The sequence below is a fragment of the Daejeonella lutea genome (assembly GCF_900168015.1).
In the GTDB taxonomy this organism is placed as follows: domain Bacteria; phylum Bacteroidota; class Bacteroidia; order Sphingobacteriales; family Sphingobacteriaceae; genus Daejeonella; species Daejeonella lutea.
In genome coordinates this window covers 57,913-78,285 of the sequence record NZ_FUYR01000004.1, presented here as the reverse complement: position 1 = coordinate 78,285, position 20,373 = coordinate 57,913, and the positions used below count along the sequence as shown (strand labels likewise).

At 42.2% G+C, this 20,373-nt stretch carries 17 protein-coding genes; 9 read left to right on the top strand and 8 right to left on the bottom strand.

Translation table 11 applies throughout. The features are described from left to right. Positions 1-56: 56 nt before the first annotated feature. Positions 57-2,771 carry a hypothetical protein gene (locus B5X60_RS15510; protein ID WP_079703643.1) on the top strand — a complete coding sequence of 905 codons (2,715 nt, stop codon included), beginning with the start codon at positions 57-59 and terminating at the stop codon, positions 2,769-2,771. A 100-nt stretch (positions 2,772-2,871) separates the two neighbouring features. Here the strand turns inward: B5X60_RS15510 and lepB are convergent, their stop codons facing one another. From lepB to B5X60_RS15485, 5 genes are all read right to left on the bottom strand, one after another. After that, the gene (gene lepB / locus B5X60_RS15505; RefSeq protein WP_079703642.1) at positions 2,872-3,975 is read right to left on the bottom strand and encodes a signal peptidase I; all 1,104 of its coding nucleotides are present in this window, start codon (positions 3,973-3,975) and stop codon (positions 2,872-2,874) included. A gap of 21 nt (positions 3,976-3,996) precedes the next feature. Then, on the bottom strand, positions 3,997-4,740 hold the full coding sequence (gene dapB, locus B5X60_RS15500; protein WP_079703641.1) for a 4-hydroxy-tetrahydrodipicolinate reductase: 744 nt from the start codon (positions 4,738-4,740) through the stop codon (positions 3,997-3,999). Between the two features lie 114 nt (positions 4,741-4,854). Next, positions 4,855-5,475: a DUF5683 domain-containing protein gene (locus B5X60_RS15495; RefSeq protein ID WP_079703640.1), complete on the bottom strand. Its 621-nt coding sequence runs from the start codon at positions 5,473-5,475 to the stop codon at positions 4,855-4,857. Further along, on the bottom strand, positions 5,475-6,377 hold the full coding sequence (locus B5X60_RS15490; protein ID WP_079703639.1) for a ParB/RepB/Spo0J family partition protein: 903 nt from the start codon (positions 6,375-6,377) through the stop codon (positions 5,475-5,477). Before B5X60_RS15490 ends, B5X60_RS15495 begins: the two co-directional genes overlap by 1 nt. 7 nt (positions 6,378-6,384) lie before the next feature. Next, the gene (locus B5X60_RS15485; protein WP_079703638.1) at positions 6,385-7,188 is read right to left on the bottom strand and encodes a ParA family protein; all 804 of its coding nucleotides are present in this window, start codon (positions 7,186-7,188) and stop codon (positions 6,385-6,387) included. A 176-nt stretch (positions 7,189-7,364) separates the two neighbouring features. Between B5X60_RS15485 and B5X60_RS15480 the strand changes: the two genes are divergently transcribed. After that, a complete protein-coding gene (locus B5X60_RS15480) occupies positions 7,365-7,886 on the top strand; it encodes an NADPH-dependent FMN reductase (protein WP_079703637.1) in 522 nt (173 codons plus the stop codon). A gap of 18 nt (positions 7,887-7,904) precedes the next feature. On the opposite strand, the gene B5X60_RS15475 is transcribed toward B5X60_RS15480, so the two are convergent. The 3 genes from B5X60_RS15475 to leuS form a co-directional block, all read right to left on the bottom strand. After that, positions 7,905-8,822, bottom strand: coding sequence for a cobalamin-binding protein (locus B5X60_RS15475; RefSeq protein ID WP_079703636.1), 918 nt, complete (start codon positions 8,820-8,822; stop codon positions 7,905-7,907). A gap of 110 nt (positions 8,823-8,932) precedes the next feature. Next, positions 8,933-11,419: a TonB-dependent receptor domain-containing protein gene (locus tag B5X60_RS15470; RefSeq protein WP_079703635.1), complete on the bottom strand. Its 2,487-nt coding sequence runs from the start codon at positions 11,417-11,419 to the stop codon at positions 8,933-8,935. Between the two features lie 241 nt (positions 11,420-11,660). After that, positions 11,661-14,447, bottom strand: a complete 2,787-nt coding sequence (gene leuS, locus B5X60_RS15465) for a leucine--tRNA ligase (RefSeq protein ID WP_079703634.1) — start codon at positions 14,445-14,447, stop codon at positions 11,661-11,663. A gap of 239 nt (positions 14,448-14,686) precedes the next feature. On the opposite strand from leuS, the gene B5X60_RS15460 reads away from it, so the two are divergent. From B5X60_RS15460 to B5X60_RS15430, 7 genes are all read left to right on the top strand, one after another. Continuing rightward, positions 14,687-15,565 (top strand): cell division protein FtsX, encoded by an 879-nt coding sequence (locus tag B5X60_RS15460; RefSeq protein ID WP_079703739.1) that lies wholly within the window; start codon positions 14,687-14,689, stop codon positions 15,563-15,565. Next, positions 15,565-15,801, top strand: coding sequence for a DUF3098 domain-containing protein (locus B5X60_RS15455; protein WP_079703633.1), 237 nt, complete (start codon positions 15,565-15,567; stop codon positions 15,799-15,801). Before B5X60_RS15460 ends, B5X60_RS15455 begins: the two co-directional genes overlap by 1 nt. Continuing rightward, positions 15,801-16,595, top strand: coding sequence for an undecaprenyl-diphosphate phosphatase (locus B5X60_RS15450; RefSeq protein WP_079703632.1), 795 nt, complete (start codon positions 15,801-15,803; stop codon positions 16,593-16,595). Before B5X60_RS15455 ends, B5X60_RS15450 begins: the two co-directional genes overlap by 1 nt. Beyond that, on the top strand, positions 16,595-17,320 hold the full coding sequence (gene truB / locus B5X60_RS15445; protein ID WP_079703631.1) for a tRNA pseudouridine(55) synthase TruB: 726 nt from the start codon (positions 16,595-16,597) through the stop codon (positions 17,318-17,320). The genes B5X60_RS15450 and truB overlap by 1 nt, the downstream gene beginning before the upstream one ends. A 35-nt stretch (positions 17,321-17,355) precedes the next feature. Beyond that, positions 17,356-18,297, top strand: coding sequence for a bifunctional riboflavin kinase/FAD synthetase (locus B5X60_RS15440; RefSeq protein WP_079703630.1), 942 nt, complete (start codon positions 17,356-17,358; stop codon positions 18,295-18,297). 35 nt (positions 18,298-18,332) lie between these two features. Beyond that, positions 18,333-19,376, top strand: coding sequence for a DUF2157 domain-containing protein (locus B5X60_RS15435; protein ID WP_079703629.1), 1,044 nt, complete (start codon positions 18,333-18,335; stop codon positions 19,374-19,376). Positions 19,377-19,450: 74 nt separating this feature from the next. Further along, positions 19,451-20,290, top strand: a complete 840-nt coding sequence (locus B5X60_RS15430; protein ID WP_079703738.1) for a sugar phosphate isomerase/epimerase family protein — start codon at positions 19,451-19,453, stop codon at positions 20,288-20,290. The last annotated feature ends 83 nt before the right edge of the window (positions 20,291-20,373 follow it).

Genomic DNA, 20,373 nt, shown 5'->3' with positions numbered 1-20,373 from the left:
CCTTTTATAGATAGCCATTTCTTTATATTAGCGATATATCATACCATATTTATTGCATGAGAATTCTACGTTTACTTTTCGTTTCCTGCATCGTCCTGCAGACAAGCCTAGCCTATTCTCAGGATACCCTGAATCTCAATAGCTTAATCGAAAAAAATCAGAAGTTAATCGACGAATTTCCAACAGAGAAAGTCTATCTGCACTTTGATAAACCCTATTATGCTGTTGGGGATACGATTTGGTTTAAAGCCTACATCGCTGGAGGTCAGGATCAGCCATCCGACCTAAGTAAAATAGTTTATGTTGATCTAATTTCCGATAAGGATACAGTTACCAGGGCGATGCGATTACCAGTGGTAAATACGTCGGCCTATGGTAGTCTAACCTTAGACCCGCTAGTATATCGATCAGGAAATTATCGGGTTCGCGCTTATACTTACTGGATGCTGAACGGTGACGAATCGTATTTCTTCAATAAAAATATTCAGATCGGAAATGCAATTAGCCGAAAAGTCATCACCTCTATTTCGATGAAGGGAGAGGAAATTGGCGGCTCACCAAGGACAAATGTGCAGATTTCATACAAAGATCCGGAGGGTAAGCCGCTTGCAAATGCGCGGGTCGGATGGCGGTTAATTTCCAACTTTGAAGATCTTTCCAAGGGTCGGGGCACAACAGATGCTAACGGGGTATTGACTCTTGCTCTCACTGCGAATCAGAAAGCTGCCCTGGATGCAGGTGTTTTAGAAACTGTCCTCGAAACCTCCGATGATAAGCAGTTAACTTCAATATTTCCGCTGAAGAATTCCTTTGCGGATGCTGATATCCAATTCTTTCCTGAGGGTGGTGAATCTGTAGAAGGAGTACGATCGAAGATTGGTTTTAAAGCCGTCGGTGAAAAAGGACTTGGCATAGGCGTTAGCGGGGAAATTGTTGACAACGCCGGAAAAATTGTTTCAACACTAGAATCACAGCATCTTGGAATGGGTGTTTTTGCGCTCGCCCCGGAAGCAGGACAGTCTTACAAAGCAAACCTTATATTTTCCAACGGTATAAAAAAGACCGTAACACTTCCGACAGCTAAATCGGCAGGAATTGTTCTGTCAGTAATCAATACCGATCCCACCAACCTATTGTTACGGATTACAAGTAATAACAGCTATTTCACTTCAAACCAAAATAAGAGTTTTTATATTGTTGCCAGAAGCAAAGGAGTTATATGCTACGCCGCCAAAGCATCCCTAACGGCTTCTTCATTTTCCGCCTCAATTCCAAAAGATAAATTTCCTACAGGCATCACCCAGGTCACCCTGTTTACCTCATCCGGTGAGCCGGTAACTGAGCGATTGGTGTTCATAAAACATCAGGAGGTCGTCACTTTAACAGTAAATAGCGATAAAAAGACTTATGGAGTCAGGCAGCCTGTTAAGATGACCGTAACGGCTAAGGCCAATAATGTGCCGGTGGAAGGAAATTTTTCCATCTCAGTAGTAAATGAGACTAAAGTTCCTCATGATGAAAATAAGGAGACTACTATACTGAGTTCCTTTCTTTTGTCCTCTGAATTGAAAGGTTTTATCGAGGATCCGAATTATTATTTTAACCAGGTTAATGAGAAAAAACGTGCTGATCTGGATCTTCTTATGCTGACCCAGGGTTACCGTAAATTTGCTTACAAGGATATTCTGGCTAACAAAACGCCAAACATCAGTTTTCTACCTGAGCAAGGTATGGAGTTTTCAGGAACGTTAAGATCTGCCAATGGAATGCCCGTTTCAAAAGGTTCATTAAAATTGGTAGTTCCCAAAAGTAGATTTTATGCCGAAGCTTTAACGGATGCTAATGGGATATTCAGGTTTAAAAACGTGGTTCTTCCCGATTCTGCTGAAGCCTCCATTACCGCGAGGACAGCAACAGGAGCAAGAAACATGATGATTATGCTTGACGGCTCTGCATTCCCGGGTGTAACAAAAAATGTCAACGCGCCATCGGAAGCACTCAACATCGATAGTATTCTAAGTCCTTACCTCCAAAATAGTCAGCGCCAATACCGATTAACGGCTCAAATGCTGCAGGAGGTTGTAGTTAAAGCTGCACCTATAAAAAAAGCCAGCCATAATGATTATCCTGCACTCTCGGGCCTAAGTATGCTTGCCGATCATACACTCGAGAATGAAAGATTTAAGGGTTGTAATGTAATGATAAGCTGTTTGCAGGGAGCTGCTATGGGGCTGACATATGCTGATAATAATTTTTACGTCACACGGGTTTACAATAGCGGATTAAGGGTTCCTGTGGCCATTTTCTTAGACGGTATGCAAATTGAAGCGACCTTTGTAAATAATATCGTTCCTTCAGATGTTGAGAGCGTGGAGATTTTCCTCAAAGACGACCTCGGCCTGGTAAACCGGACCTACGGTACTAATGGGGTACTTTCAATTTACTCTAAAAAGGATGCTAAAAAGCCGGTTACAGCTGCTGATCTTAAGAAGTTATTCCCGCCAAATAACGTATTAACGTTTAATCCGCAAGGATTTATCAAAAGCCGCGAATTCTATTCTCCTAAGTACCTTACGCCGGAAAGCCGTAGCTCGGGATCAGATCTACGAACTACAGTTTATTGGAACCCCAGAATATTCACCGATAAGAATGGAAATATGTCTTTCGAATTTTATAACGGCGACAATAAAGGGAATTACAAAGCCACTGTTGAGGGTACCGATATAAATGGAAATCTATCGAGGTTTATTTACAGGTATAATGTTGAATGAGGTCGGAACCCTGAAGTCGCAGGACTGAAGCAGGGCGGAATTACATCTGATCGTTAAAGGTCAGACTTCGGAAATTAATCAGATATCCGACTTCAGGCCTCTAATTTATCCCGTCCAAAATCCTGCTCCAACGAATCTTATTGAAGAATGAACCGTTGGTGTCCCAGCTCATCCAAACGAACAAGGCCTTACCCACAATGTGATCTTCAGGTACAAAGCCCCAGTATCGTGAATCGAGGGAGTTATCGCGATTATCACCCATCATCCAATAATAATTCATTTTGAATGTGTAGGTCGAAGCTTGCTTACCATTGATCAAGAAATTGTTCCCGGAGCGCTCAACTTTATTTCCTTCGTATAAACCAATTGCTCGCTCATATAATGGGAATGTTGTACTATCAAGTTTGACGGTCCATCCTTCCTCAGGGATAATTAGCGGTCCAAAGTTGTCGGCCGACCACTTGTGGCTTGGGCTATGAGGAAAAATTTGTAGATCAGTTGGCGCGATATACCTTGTGACAGATTTGACGTTGCTCCATTTTTTCACCACTGCGGCATCAGCACCAGTCATATTGAAGAAATATTCATCTTCTCCGGAGCGCTGAGCTTCAATGTGCATGTCCTGTAAAGTCTGTGGATTGAACTCGGTTCCGTCGGACTGTACCTTATAATATTTTTCGCCAAACTCTGGCACTTCGGCTGCCTTGCCGTTTACATATACCTGGGCATTTATAATGCTAACAGTGTCTCCGCCTATAGCCAGACACCTTTTGATGTAATTTTCACGTTTATCAACTGGCCGTGATAAGGGAGCATCAGCATCCATCGGGTAGTTAAATACTACTACATCATTTCGCTTTACCTTACTCAAACCGGGAAGACGTCTGTATTTCCATTGAATTCCATCCCAGTACGCTTTTGTTCCCGTAACTGGCATTGTATGATGCGCGAAGGGAAACGAAACCGGTGTAATTGGCATCCTTGCTCCATAGTTAACTTTACTCACGAAAAGAAAGTCACCTACAAGTAATGTCTTTTCCATTGAACCAGTTGGAATCGTATAGGCTTCAATGAAAAGTCCACGTATAAGAGTAGCGGCAATTACAGCAAATAGTATTGCATCAAACCACTCCCTTCCGGCACTCTTCTTAACCTTTTTTGTTTTTTCCTTCGACTTATCTTTATTCCAAAATTTCCAGTTCATGTTGTTTTATATAACAAAAAATTAAACGCTAAAATCAAACATATCCGTGACATTAAAAAATCCCTTTTTCCCGTGCACCCATTCTGCCGCCAAGATCGCCCCAAGCGCAAATCCTGCCCGGCTGTGGGCCTTATGCTTAAACTCAATGTCGTCTACTTCCGAGCTGTAGATTACCGTATGAGTACCGGGAACATCCTCTATCCGATGTGATTCAATTAACAGCTGATCGGGCTTGGTAATCAGTTCTGTATTTCCTCCGACTAGCTCATTAACCCATTCACTTTTTCGGCTGAGCCCCCCGATAATTCCTTCGGCAATACTCATAGCGGTGCCGCTCGGAGCGTCAAGTTTCTCGGTGTGATGAATTTCTTCCACCTGTACCTCGTACTGAGGATACCGGTCCATGATCTTCGCCAGGATCTTGTTAACAAAAAAGAAAATATTTACCCCAACGCTGAAATTAGACCCATACAATAAGGTATTGTTACCTTCAAGGCATTTGTTTTTCACTTCCTGTAATCGTCCATACCAGCCAGTCGTCCCGACTACAAGCGGTACTCCTGAAGAGAAACACGCTTCAATATTTTGCAATACAGAATCAGGAGTACTGAAATCTATAGCTACATCAGCATTTTTAAGATTAGCTGTGGTCAGATCCTGCAAATTATCTGCATTTACTTTTAAGACAATGTCATGTCCTCGTTCAATTGCCAACTGCTCAATTATCTGCCCCATCTTTCCATAACCCAGAATAGCTATTTTCATTTGATTAGAATTTGATTTTTGATTGCAATAGTGCTACCATGATTCCATTAAATCCTTTAACTGGCGGGTTTGCTCTGATTGCTGGTTTGTAATTTAGCTTAAAAAATAAAGTAATTATAAAGATAGCCTGACTTTAAAACCGACTCCAGGGCTCACAGGTGTTACTGCATTATAAATTGAGGAGGGTTGGGTCACTGGTGTAAGTCTGATAGACAGGTCGTTTGAAACGTCAAAACGGTAGAATTTTGCGTCGATATATGCATCTATAATTTGCACCGCATAAAAAGCCACGCCAGCTAATATGGAAAGGTCACGGGTTCGCCTGTAGTTATCTTTCACTCGAATTATTCCCTCATCTGTGACTCCCTTCCACGCAGGATTGGCCTTCGAAGGGTCTTCCTGGCGGTATTGGGCCTCCCTGAGGAAAATTTTATACTGTTGTTGATTAAACTCGTAAACTAGCCCTATTCCCACAAAACCGCCATAAACGAGTGGTACTTTCCACCAGCGCTTGTTATAAATTTGTCCAAGTCCGGGCAGCATGGCCGATCTGCGTGCAGCAATTCGGGGCATTGCTTCAATGGCAAGGCGAGCCGAATCTTTAACGACACCGTTTGGAGCAAGCTCCGGTTTCGCCTGTTTCCTTTGCGGGATGGTATCGGTATTTTGGGAATAAGCGTTAATCTGCGTCAGAAGACACACACAAAAGATTAAGCTTAAAAGTTTACGAATCATTACCAGTCTAACATTTCCAAAATTCGGTTCAGATCATCATCAGACATGAACGTAATTTCTATAGAACCAGTTCCTTTGTCTTTTAGTTTTAACTTGACATTGGTAGCAAATTTCGATGCTAAATCATCCTGGATCTTCATGTATTGAAAAGATATCCCGTCTTTCTTAGTTGGCGAGCTTTTAGGTTTACCCGATTTCTCTATCTGTCGGACCAACTCCTCAACTTTTCTGACTGATAGCCCGTGGTTGATTATCTCCTGAAAAATGTACAGCTGCTGGTCCGGGTTTTCTACTGAAATTAAAGCCCTGGCATGGCCCATGGAGATTTCCTTATCACGGATTGCGGCTTGTATGGCAGGAGGAAGTTTTAGAAGGCGCAAATAATTTGTAACGGTCGAACGGTTCTTGCTGACCCTGCTTCCCAGTTCCTCTTGCTTCAGGTTACACTCATCGATCATTCGCTGGAAGCTTAACGCGACTTCAATGGCATTCAGGTTTTCACGCTGAATATTTTCGATGAGGGCCATTTCCAGCATTTGCTGGTCGTTTGCCGTGCGAACATAAGCAGGTATTTCCGTGAGCCCGGCAAGCTTAGATGCTCTTAGTCGGCGCTCACCAGATATCAGCTGATAGGAGTTCTGGCCAGCTTTTCTTACCGTTATCGGCTGGATCAGTCCCTGGAGCTTAATCGATTCTGATAGCTCCTGAAGAGCTTCGATATCAAAATCGGTACGGGGCTGAAAAGGGTTGACTTCAACCTGATTTATTTTAACAAAACTTATAGATCCTAATGAGGTACTTTCACTGCTAATTTGCTGTTTTCTGTCATTTTCCGGCAGATCTGAATCGTCCAATAATGCTCTTAATCCTTTCCCCAGGCCTGTTTTCTTCTGATGGATCATAAAATAACTAAACTAATGCTTGCTTTTCGGCTTCTTCATTCGACACGAGTCCGTTCTTACGGATGATTTCGCGGGCCAGGTTAAGATAATTGATTGCTCCTTTACAATTTGCATCGTGCATAATTACGGAGATACCATAACTAGGGGCTTCGCTTAATCGGGTATTTCTCTGGATGATCGTATCAAATACAAGATCCTGAAAATGTGTCTTCACCTCTTCCACTACTTGGTTAGATAGGCGGAGACGAACATCATACATCGTCAATAATATGCCTTCGATCTGAAGTTCAGTATTTAAACGGTTTTGAACGATCTTGATGGTATTTAACAGTTTACCCAGGCCTTCTAAAGCGAAATACTCGCATTGAACAGGGATTATTACTGAATCCGATGCAGTTAAGGCATTAATAGTGATCAATCCTAAGGACGGGGAGCAATCGATGATAATAAAGTCGTAGTTATCACGGATTTTTTCCAGTACCGCCTTCATTTTAAATTCCCGATCAGCCAAATTGATCATCTCAATTTCGGCTCCAACCAGGTCAATGTGAGCAGGCAACAAATCAAGATTCGGCGTATCGGTGCTTTGGATAGCGTCTGCCGGGTCTATCTCATTTATTATACATTCGTAAATGCTGGCTTTTATTGTGCGCGGATCATAACCGATGCCTGAAGTTGAGTTAGCCTGCGGATCAGCATCAACCAATAATGTACGATATTCAAGCACAGCTAAACTGGCTGCCAGATTTATCGACGAGGTTGTTTTCCCAACGCCACCTTTCTGGTTGGCTAACGCGATGATTTTACCCATTTCTAGAAAATATTTACAAATAACTGATATTAAGTATATCTCTTTATAGCGGTATCGCAGTAAAAAACAATACTTTTGATATGTCTGGATGGCATTTTACCAAGGACTAAAGATAACAAACTTAAAACTATTTAACCGGCGGGGCGATTTTCGTTTTGCACATCTTATCAACAAAAATGATCACTATTGTCTCAGGCACAAACCGGGAAGGAAGTTATACGCTGAAGCTGGCTGCATATTATCAGAGACAAATTTTGTCGAAAGGATACGAAGCAGACCTGCTTTCGCTTACCGATTTGCCGCATCATTTAATCGGCACAGATCTGTACGGACAGCGGAGCGAAGCCTTCCAGCCAATCCAGGATAAAGTGACATTCACCAGCAAATTTCTGTTTATATTTCCTGAATACAACGGTGGCTTCCCCGGCATTCTTAAAACATTCATTGATGCCTGCAAATTCCCGGAAAGCTTTTATGGTAAGAAGGCTGCCCTTGTAGGATTATCCTCAGGTAAGTATGGCAACATTCGCGGTGTTGATCATTTTACGGGTATTTGCCACTATATCAATATGCATGTCCTCCCGCTGCGGATCCACATTCCTGCTATTCATAAAGAATTGGATGACCATGGAAATTTGTTTAAAGAGGATACCATCAGGTTCACAAATCAGCAAATTGATCAGTTTATCTCCTTTTAGCTGAGGTCTTACAATCACTTATATCCCAAATTTAACCCAGCCAGTGCCTTCATAACCGAAAACAAACTGTTTTGGGTTAATTATCTCAGCTAGAATTTCAATACTGTCTGTTAACCTGGGACCTGAGCGATTAAAATATTGGTTGCCATCTGCGATATATATCCGGTTATTCTTAACAGCTTTAAGTTCTTCCCACCCGGGGAGCTGCAACAATAGATTAATCTCTTGCAGTGTTCTCTGTATAGAAAATCCGCAGGGCATAACAACTATAATATCCGGATCTTCCTGAACGATCTCCTGAAAATCAACAAAGGGAGAATGGTGGCCATTTAAGGCCAATATTGCGTTACCCCCGGCAATATCAACGAGCTCGGGAGTCCAATTGCCTGCCACCATCAAAGGAGCAAGCCATTCAATGCAGGCAACTTTTGGCTTTTCTGTAATAAATTTTAGCTTGTGCCGGATTATATCCAGTCGCTCATTCGATCTTTCTAGTAGATGATCAGCCTCGCTCCGAACTCCAAGAATATCAGCGATAAGACTAATATCAGTGTAAACATCTGCCAGGCCCTTAGGCTCCAAAGAAACTATTCTGCATTCCTTATCCAACAAGCCTTCAAGTGCAGATTCAACATCTTTTATGCTAACCGCACAAACCTCGCATTGGGCCTGTGTAATGATAACATCCGGATTTAGTGTCCGGATCAACTCCTTGTCGATGGTATAAATAGACAAGGCGTCGGTAAGTATTTCTTTGACCTGTCGGTCAATTTCGAGGCTATCAGACCCTGATGTAAATTTTGCAGATGAACAGATAGGGAGTTCTTTCACGCTTTCGGGGAAATCACATTCGTGCGAGCGTCCGACCAACTGATCTTGAAGACCAAGGGCACATACGATTTCTGTGGCTGCTGGCAAGAGTGATATAATTTTCATAAACTGAATTTGAGCAAATGTACAAAATGGGTGTATTACAACCGGTCGGGCAGAAACAAAAAACACCGGACACTATACAGTGCCGGTGTTTAATATGAAGATTAATCTACTTATTGATTTCCTGTGGGTTGTTGCTCCTGTTTCAAGTCATCATTAGTAACACCGCGTTTTTTCCTTGGAGCCTGCATGGTCATCTTTCCAAAACGATAGCTGAAGCTCATACCAAAGGATCTGAATGGAAGCGAGAAATTGCTAGTCTGAGTGAAATCACTGCCAGTAATATTTTGACGGAAATTCTTGTTCTCATTGAATGGATCAATAACGGTAAGGCCTATACTTCCCTTTTTCGCCATAATCTCCTTCTTTAACCCAAGGTTCCACATATTGAATGAGGGATTACGACCCTGAGCCGTACGGCGCGGAGAGTTAGTGATCAGGAAAGTTTCAAAGGTTAAGCCTTTAGGGAAAGCATAAGTCCCCATTAAGAAACCATTGTAAAGCATTTGTACGCCCGAATTGGTATTTGCAACAACTACTGAACTATTGGTATTGATATCGTATGTAAATACGTTAAAATTACCCCGAAGTGTGAGTGGTTTTACCGGATTGATCTGACCAAAAAAGTTGAAACCTACGGAGTTATTGTTACCTACGTTACGGTAGGTTGTTTTCGATCCGGAAACGGTGTTCCCCGTAGTTGGGTCAACGACACTGGTTGGAAGAATAAAGCTCTCTATAATATCATTCGTTCTGCGATAGAACACGGATGCATTGACCACTGTAGTCTTAACAAACATTGAATAGTTGAATTCAATGTTATGAGAAAGCTCAGGTTTTAGTGACGGATTTCCTTGCGACTGGTTAAATATATCAGCACTGTTCAGGAAAGGATTCAGATAAAATAAGCTTGGCCTTTGCAAACGCTGGTTATAACTTAACTTAATAGATGAATAATCCTTAAAAGTTCTTGAAATTACAAAACTTGGCACCAGATTGTAATAGCTGCTGCTAAAAGGAGAAACGCCTGTTCCTGCACTTCTTGCATCACCTTCTATTTCGGTGGCTTCATATCTGGCACCGGCTCTGATTCCATATTTCTTGGCCAAGGTAAAACCCAGTGTCGCGTAGGCTGAATACACATCCTGATTGTAATCATAAATGTAGGTACGAGCAGCTATTGGGGTAAAGACACCTGTTGTTGAATTAAGATTACGAGTGCGGTTATCGCTAACTATATCTCGTAAGATACCTTTTACACCAGTCTCCAATGTTACCTTTTTGAACGGATGTGTGTAATCTACCTGGATTGTATTCTCAGTATTGTCTGCGTCGTTATCGCCATACTCATCAATCACCGTATTCGAGAAATCTGTCGTATAATCATTCAACTGCACACTGTGCGACAACTGATAGGCAAATGATATCTGCTGATCCTTCTTTTTGAATTTATGCAGGTAATCACTGCTCCAGTCGAAACCATTCATTTCGATTGAATTATCACTCAAGCGCGTAAACACCACAGGTGCTCCGCCAAACGTATTTTCATTTATATTACTTCCGTCAACCTTTGTATTGAAACCATTCAAACGCAAGTTTGAACTTATCGAATTGAAGCTATTGAAATCATAATCCGCACCAATTGATCCATTTGCCGCCAAACGGTCTGATTCACTTTTACCGGTTTGACTTAATACCTGGGTACCGTTATTTGAAGCTCTTTTAAACGAAATAGTACTGGTTTGCGGCCATGAATAAAAGCCACCTCCGTTCGCAGTAACTGCAAGACGACCAGTTTTAGCGTTCAGGTTTAAATTACCGCTGTTCTGCCTTGTACCAACCCCGGCGTTAACAGAGCCGCTTACGCCCGCAAGATTATTTTTCTTGGTGATGATATTTATAATACCTGAAGTTCCTTCCGCATCATATTTAGCTGAAGGTGAAGTGATCACTTCCACATTCTTGATCTGATCTGCAGGAATAGCCTTCAGAGCATCTGCCATATTGTTAGCCATGGAACCTGAAGGCTTTCCGTTGATCAGGACCTTTACATTCTGGCTTCCCCTAAGCGACACATTTCCTTCAAAGTCAACCGAAAGAAGGGGCACTTTACGCAATACATCGGTTGCATTTCCTCCAGCAATGGCAACATCTTGTTCAGCATTATAAACTAGCTTATCGATTTTGTTCTCTACAATTGGAGTAGTTCCGGTCACCACAACTTCACCTAATGCTTTTGAATTAGGTGCTAATAGAATTCGGCCCAGATTAAGGTCTGGCTTCGCAGCAGTAGTTTTTACTGAATCTATGATCTTGGTCTGGTATCCTAAAAAGGCTATTGTTACGCGATAAGATCCTGCAGCAATGTTTTCGATTTTAAACGCACCCTTTTCGTCAGTAAGCGCACCGTTTGTTGATCTGGTGGTACCGGCGCGTCCAAGTGCGATAGTAGCATAATCAATAGGTGTCTTCGTTATCGAATCCACGATAGTTCCGGTAATCCTTCCGGTAACACCTGCTGGTGCGGCTCCACCTATACCTTGTGCTGAAACCGTTCCGAAAGAGATTATAAAACTTAGTAATAGTAGTATTCTTTTCATGTAATTTTATTTTGTTGTTTTTGTTATGAGCTCTGGAAAGTCGTTTTTCCGTTGCTGATTCATATTAAATCAGCTGTGAAATCCCGATGCCCTTTCCATGTGATTGGTTTGCTATTAGTCTGCAGAAAATGGAGATTGTTACACTTTGCGATTTAAAAAAGGATAAAAGAAATTTATCGTCCAGGCCTGTTCATACTTGGAGAAAATGTTCATTTAAGAAATATTCTCGGGAGTATTGAAGTTAAACTACAACATTGATAATTTTCCCTTTTACGAATATTATTTTCTTCGCAGTTTTCCCTTCCATGTATTTTTTCACATCCACATTTTCAAGAACAATCGGCTCTATGTCTGCCTGCTCCAGGTTGAGGGGAATATTCAGATTCAATCTCGTCTTACCGTTAATAGAAACCGGGTAAGAAAATTCATTTTCAACCAAATATTCCGGGTTGAATACAGGATAGCTTGCTTTAGAAATAGAACCCGCCTCATTCCCCAGTAATGTCCATAATTCTTCTGTTATATGTGGCGCGTAAGGTTGCAGCACAATTACAAGGTCCTGAAGAATCTTACGCTTATTACATTTCAGATCTGTCAATTCGTTCACACAGATCATAAAACTTGAGACTGAAGTATTGAATGAAAACCGTTCGATATCCTCTTCAACTTTGCGGATGATCTTATGCAAGGCTTTGAATTCAGCTTTTGACGGCTCATCATCTGAAACATTGAAATTGAAGTCATCATCATGGAAAAGCTTCCAGAATTTACGCAGGAATTTGAAAACCCCCTCAATACCATTCGTGTTCCAGGGCTTACTTTGTTCCAATGGACCAAGGAACATTTCATACATGCGCAGCGTGTCGGCTCCATATCGTTCAGCAAGTTCATCCGGGTTAACCACGTTGAACTTAGACTTTGACATCTTTTCGATCTCTACCCCACAGATATATTTGCCATTCTCCAGAATGAATTCTGCGTTTTCAAACTCCGGGCGGAACGACTTGAATTTCGCGATATCGAGTATCTCATTGTCAACGATGTTGACGTCGACATGCATTGCTGAGGTTTTATACTGTGATCTCAACCCGGCGGAAACGAATGTATTAGTTCCTTTGCCTTCCCCATCGATAAGTCGGTACACAAAATTGGATCTGCCCTGAATCATACCCTGATTGATGAGTTTTTTGAATGGCTCTTCCTCAATCACAAATCCAAGATCTTTAAGGAACTTGTTCCAGAAACGGCTATATAGTAAGTGTCCGGTAGCGTGTTCAGATCCTCCAATATAAAGATCCACATCCTTCCAATAAGCAATCGCGTCTTTAGAAGCAAACTCACCTTCGTTCTTTGCATCCATATACCTGAACCAGTACCAGCTTGAGCCAGCCCAGCCGGGCATGGTGCTTAATTCATACTCAAGCTCGCCATGATATTTCCAGTTCTCCGCCCTGCCCAGCGGTGGTTCGCCGCTTTCTGTCGGAAGATATTTATCAACCTCCGGTAGCACCAAGGGTAATTCAGCAACGTCCATCAAATGAGGAAGCCCTGCTTTAAAATACACTGGAACTGGTTCTCCCCAGTAACGCTGGCGACCGAATATGGCGTCGCGCAAGCGGTAATTTACCTTTGCTTTACCTGCACCCAGCTCTTCAAGTTTTTTGATCAGAGTTGTGGTTGCCTCTTTATAATTCAGTCCGTTGATAAGACCCGAATTTATGTATTTCCCTTCCTTGGTCGGGTCCGCCTGCTGGTCAAGGTCAATCTGTGCATCGGAAATGGCCACTATCGGTAGTCCGAACTTAGTTGCAAATAACCAATCGCGTTGATCTCCCGAAGGTACTGCCATAACAGCCCCAGTTCCATAACCAGCGAGCACATAATCAGCAATCCAGACAGGGATTTTTTCACCGCTAACGGGATGGAGTGCGTAACTTCCGGTAAATGCTCCCGAGACAGTTTTTGTATCGGCCATCCGGTCGAGCTCACTTTTTTTCTTGGTTTGATCGATGTAATTAGCGATTTCCTCTTTTCTGTCAGACGTAGTCAATAGGTCTACAAGTTCGTGTTCAGGCGCAAGAACAAGGAATGAAGTGCCAAAAATAGTGTCGACCCTGGTAGTGAATACATCTATTGCACCTTCGTGGCCGTCAAGCTTAAAGCTGACCAATGCACCAACACTCTTGCCTATCCAGTTCCGCTGCATCTCCTTAAGCGGTTCCGGCCAGTCGATGGTATCGAGGCCCTGGAGGAGCCGATCAGCATAGGCAGTGATACGCATGCTCCATTGCATCATTTTTTTCTGTTCTACAGGATAACCCCCGCGTTCAGAAAATCCGTCTTTCACTTCATCATTCGCTAAAACTGTCCCAAGTGCCGCGCACCAGTTCACTGTACTTTCACGAAGATAAGTAAGGCGGTATTTCAATAATTCTAATTGCTTTTCTTCTTCAGATTTGCTTTTCCATTCAGTAGCCGTAAAAACGCTTATATCATCATCACAAACTGCTTTGATACCTTCGCTACCCGTACTCTCAAATTTATTTATAAGCTCGTCAATACTCTCTGCTTTATCTGAATCCAGATTATACCAGGAATTAAACAAAAGCATGAATATCCACTGCGTCCATTTATAGTAACCAGGATCACTCGTTCTGACCTCGCGGCTCCAGTCGAATGAAAAACCCAGGTTATCCAACTGTTCACGGTACCTGTTGATATTGGTTTCCGTTGTGATGGCCGGATGCTGCCCTGTTTGTATGGCATACTGTTCTGCCGGAAGACCAAATGAATCGTATCCCATCGGATGCAAAACATTAAAGCCCTTAAGTCTTTTATAACGTGAAAAAATATCAGATGCTATATAACCAAGCGGATGTCCGACATGCAGGCCTGCTCCGGAGGGATATGGAAACATATCCAGAACATAATACTTGGGTTTAGTTGAATTATTATCTACTTTAAACGTCTGGTTCTCTGCCCAAAATCCCTGCCACCTCTTCTCTATGTCTCTGAATTGATAATCCATTTTGTAAAACTAAGGTGCGAAATTACAAAAAACGTTTTACGTTGTACGTTATACGTTATAAGTTTCCTCCTGCGTACCAAATGCCCAGTAAAACGTCCTGGTTAAGAGTCCGTCTTTCCGTCTCGCAACGTACCACGTACAACGTATAACGTACAACTCACCCCCTTTAACAATTTTTAACTCATATAAGCGCTCATTCTAAAGTGAAATCTTTATTTTCGCGGATATAATATATGTTCATGGAAGAATTCGAAGCGAGTACCTCATCCAGAAAAACCAAAACCATTTATGTATCCACAGTAATCAGCATTGCACTGGTTTTGCTTATGACTGGTTTGTTGGGTCTTATTCTGGTTCATGCGAAAAACCTTTCCAACTACGTGAAAGAAAATATAGTATTGAACATCATTGTAAATGAAGGAGCAAAGGAAGTGGACATTACAGCTCTTCAAAAACAGCTCGATGCCAATAACTACGTTTTAAAAACGCAATATGTAAGCAAGGAACTCGCCGCGAGAAATCTGACAAAAGACCTTGGTGAGGATTTCGTAGATTTTTTGGGTTATAACCCCCTCCTGTCTTCAATAGACGTGTATATGAAAGCCGACTATGCGAATAACCAAAGTATTAAGGCATTCTCTGAACAACTAACCAAAAACCCTTTAGTGAAAGAAGTTATATACCAGAAATCACTGATCGATATGGTTAATCAGAACATCAGGGGAATCGGACTGGTTATTCTAGCCTTTGCGGGCATATTACTGATCATTGCTGTGGCTTTGATTAACAACACTATAAGACTTGCAATTTACTCTCAGCGGTTCCTGATAAAAAGTATGCAATTGGTTGGTGCGACAAGGAGTTTCATTAGGAAACCCTTTTTAGCATATGGAATTTTCCACGGACTGCTTGCCGGCTTGATTGCTATCATATTGCTCCTGCTCACATTATATTTCGCACAGCAACAGGTTCCGGAAATGGTAATTTTGCGGAACTGGTTCGAATTCCTTATCGTTTTCCTCGGGGTCATCGGTATTGGAATCCTTATTTCCGGCTTGAGCACCTACTTCGCAGTTAGCAAGTTTCTTCGATTAAAATCACATGACCTTTATAGATAATGGCACAGAAAAACACTCCGGTTAAGGAAACCAATCAGGAACCTTTTGTGTTCCAAAAAGCTAATTACAGGCTCATGATCGTCAGCATCGTTGTAGTCATTCTGGGATTTATAGTCATGGCTGGAGATACGGATATTTATAGCACAAGCAAAATTATCATTGCTCCTATCATCGTGCTGATCGGGTTTGCCATAGGATTTGTGGCTATTCTTAAAAAACCGGCAAATAATAATTAATGACGGTATTTCAGGCTATTGTTCTGGCAATCATTGAAGGCCTGACTGAATTTCTTCCAGTTTCTTCTACCGGGCACATGATTCTGGGCTCATCTTTGATGGGTATTCAATCTGATAAATTTGTAAAGCTATTTACTGTTGCCATTCAGCTCGGAGCTATTTTATCAGTTATCGTATTGTATTTCAAACGTTTTTTTCAAACACTTGACTTTTACTTCAAATTACTGGTGGCCTTCCTGCCAGCCGTATTTTTTGGAATGCTTCTGAGCGACAAGATTGATGAACTCCTTGAAAGTCCACTTACTGTAGCTATTGCACTACTTATTGGTGGGGTAATACTGCTCTTCGTCGACAAATGGTTCAAGAATGGCACGATTGACAACACCAGTGAGATTAGCTATGCAACAGCTTTTAAGATCGGATTATTCCAGTGCCTTTCAATGATCCCTGGAACTTCCCGGTCGGCAGCCACAATTGTAGGCGGGATGGCTCAAAAATTAAGCAGGAAAGCGGCGGCGGAGTTTTCCTTCTTCCTGGCTGTTCCTACAATGTTCGGAGCAACAGCTAAGAAACTATACGACTTCTACAAAGATGGATATGTGATCAGTTCACAAGAAATCAACCTCTTAATTATAGGCAATGTCGTAGCATTTCTAATTGCGATGCTTGCGATTAAGTACTTCATAACATTTCTGCAAAAGCATGGCTTTCGCCTTTTTGGATGGTACCGGATAATCGTTGGGGGCATCCTTTTAATATTACTCCTCTCCGGACATGATCTTCAAGTGATTTGATGGACGAAATTACCACGAAAGAGTTCCCTGAATTCAATTTTGCCGATGGTGAGATGCTCCTCATCAATAAGCCGTATAAATGGACAAGCTTTGATGTTGTCGGGAAGATTCGCAATTCATTCAAACCAATTAAGGTTAAAGTCGGACACGCGGGCACCCTTGATCCGCTGGCTACCGGCCTCCTGATCATTTGTACCGGGAAGCTTACCAAAAAGATTGACGAATTTCAGGCCCAGGAAAAAGAATACACCGGAACCATGACCTTAGGGGCAAGTACTCCCTCGTATGATATGGAGACCGAAGTCAACGAGACATTCGACATAAGCCAGATTACCACGGAACAACTTCATGAAAAAACGAGAATGTTTACTGGCGAACTGGATCAATATCCGCCAGCACATTCAGCCGTAAAAGTTGATGGCGAGCGTCTGTATATGAAAGCTCGGCGGGGCGAAGATGTAGAACTAAAAACCCGGAAGGTTAGTATAAGCGTATTTGAACTGACCCGTATCGAACTGCCGGAAATTGATTTTCGAGTGGTTTGCAGTAAGGGAACTTACATTCGATCGCTGGTGTATGACTTTGGCAAATCGCTTAACAATGGCGCTTATCTGAGCAGCCTCCGACGCACCAAAAGCGGGGATTACCATGTTGCGGATGCGTTCGGCGTGATGGAACTTGTAAATCATATTAAGGCTCTGAAAGAACAGGACAAGCTTAAATAATACGCGAAAAGTTTAATTTTGCCATTCCTTAAACCATGAAAATATATAATCACATCGATGAGTTTTCAAAGATCAGCAACGCTGTGGTTACTATTGGTACGTTTGATGGAGTGCATATCGGGCATCAAAAAATTATAAGCAGACTTCAGGAAATCGCCCGTCAAAAAAATGGAGAAACGGTTATCTTGACATTTTTCCCTCATCCGAGAATGATCCTCCACCCGGAAGACAAAGCGATTAAGCTTATCACGACAATGCAGGAAAAAGCAGAAAGGCTGGAAGCGCTTGGGATCGATCACCTTATCATCACACCTTTTACGAGAGATTTCTCAAATCTTTCCCCGCAGGAATACATTCGTAAGGTTTTACTCGACAAGATCGGGACTAAACATATTGTTATCGGTTACGATCACCGTTTCGGAAAGGATCGTGAAGGTGGGCTAGAGCATCTTCAAAAATTTTCTTCGGACTTTAAATTTGAGGTGGAAGAGATCCCTGAACAGGACATCAATGATGTTGCGGTCAGCTCCTCCAAGATCCGCCAGGCAATTTTTAGCGGTGACGTCAGAACCGCAAATGATTTCTTAGGATACCCATTTCACCTCACCGGAAAAGTCATTAAAGGCGATCAGATCGGTCGTACTCTGGGCTTCCCTACAGCTAACTTATTTGTCGAGGAAATTTATAAACTCATTCCATCCGACGGAATATATGCCGTTAATGTGGAGATAAACAGGGATAGCGGAGATGCTCAGTGTCTCAAAGGGATGGCGTACATTGGTCACCGGCCAACAATAAACGGAATGACGCATAATATAGAGGTGAATATCTTTGACTTCAGCCAGGATATTTACAACCAAACCATTCGGATTAACTTCCTTAATTTCATCCGCCCGGATGAGAAATTCGTCTCGCTTGAAGCGTTAAAAGTCCAACTGGCTAAAGATGAAGAAGCAGTTAGATCGATTTTGATCTAAAAAGCTTAAATTTATACTTTACCTATAATAAAGCATTGGCCAAATTAAACCTTGACAAGCAGGAAAGCGAGTTTCTGGATTCCGCTATCCGTAAATGGGAATCCGAAGGACTTATAGATTCTGCGACAGCCGAAAAGCTACATACGTCCTATGAAGTAAAAGGCTTTGACTGGAAGCGTTTAGCTCAGTATTCGTTTTGGGTTGCCCTGGCCTGTGGCATTATCGCCATAGCATCATTGATAATCGATGACGTAGTAATCACCTGGCTCGAAAAACTATACGATACTCCCGACATTATCATTAGCCTTATTTCCGGATTATTAGCCGCAGGACTTTTGTACGAAGGCAGCAAACGAAAGAACAGATACCCTGAACGTGTTTTCAGCAATGAGGCGATCGTTTTCTTCGGCATACTGCTCACCGCATGCTGCATTGCTTATCTTGGAAAAACATTCGACAATGGCAAAGGTCATTTTTCCATCCTATTCCTCCTTTCTGTAATCGTTTATGCCCTGCTGGCATTAAAGTTTCGTTCTGGTCTGATCTGGGCTTTCGCCCTTGTATCCCTTGGAAGCTGGTTTGGTACAGAGACCGGCTACCAGACTGACTGGAGTCATTATTTCCTGGGAATGAACTACCCGCTCCGTTTCGTAGCGTTTGGGGGGCTTCTGGTAGCTTTCAGCTTTGCCATGTTGAGGATCCAGAAAATAAATGAGTTCCGTAATCTTACCTACATCATAGGACTTCTTTATCTATTTATTTCATTGTGGCTCCTGTCGATCTTCGGCAATTTTGCAACGCTCGAAGACTGGATGAAAGTCAAACAAATTGATCTGCTTTATTGGGGCATAATCTCAGTTATAGTTTCAATTGCATTCACCGCATACGGGCTCCGCAACAAAGATCTTATCGCCCGCGAGTTTGGAATAACATTCCTCTTAATCAATTTGTACAGCCGGTATTTTGAGTACCTATGGGACATCACTGATAAAACAATTTTCTTCGCTGTTCTTGCGTTGTCATTCTGGCTGATCGGCAGGAAAGCAGAGAAGATTTGGAATTTAGAATTCCTGAAGTGAGCCGTAAATCTCATTATCATTTCAATTTCCTTTTCCCCCGCAAAAACCCTAATTTCATCTCCAAACTAGCACTTATGAAAACACGCCGTCATTTTATAAAGTCTGCCGGAGCACTGGCACTCGGTTCAATGATTCTTCCTGAGCTTACCTTCGCCATGGCAAGAATCAAAAACCCGGGCATTCAATTATATACTGTAAGAACTGAAATGCTTGCAGATGCCAAAGGCACATTAAAACAACTGGCAAATCTGGGTATCAAACAAATAGAATCTGCCAGAAGTGCAAAAGGCAATTACTACGGCTTAACAGGGAAAGAGATGAAGCAGGAGTGCAAGGATCTCGGTATGACCTTAAGAAGCGGGCATGTTGCGGTAGACGCCAAATGGCAACAAACCATGGAGGATGCAGCTGAAGCCGGGCAAGAGTATCTGATCTGCTCGAGCATGCCAAAGTCGGGACAGACCATTGATAATTATAAGCAGACTGCCGAAGTTTTCAACCGCAGCGGTGAGGAATGCAGAAAAATGGGATTAAAGTTTGGGTACCATAACCACGATTACGAATTCGAGAAGGTTGGCGGCCAGGTTCTTTATGACGTCCTGATGGATAACACCGATCCTAAACTAGTGCATATGGAACTGGATTTGGGATGGGTAGTTGCAAGCGGAAATGACCCTCTGGAATACTTCAAAAAATACAAAGGACGTTTCCCGCTGTGGCATCTTAAAGATATGGACCTCCAAAAAAAGCATAGCACTGAATTTGGGAAAGGCGGCCTCGACATTGTCAAAGTCCTTCAAAACCAAAACGAATCCGGATTAAAATACTTCTTTATCGAGCAAGAGGAGTACGCAAAGACTCCACTGGAAAGCATGAAATATAATATGGATTATCTTGAACGGACGAGAATTTAAACAGTGGAAAGTTGACAGTGTCCTTACAAGGACCGAATTTTGACATGCTCGCTTTGTAAATAATTTGAACACATCATTAATCT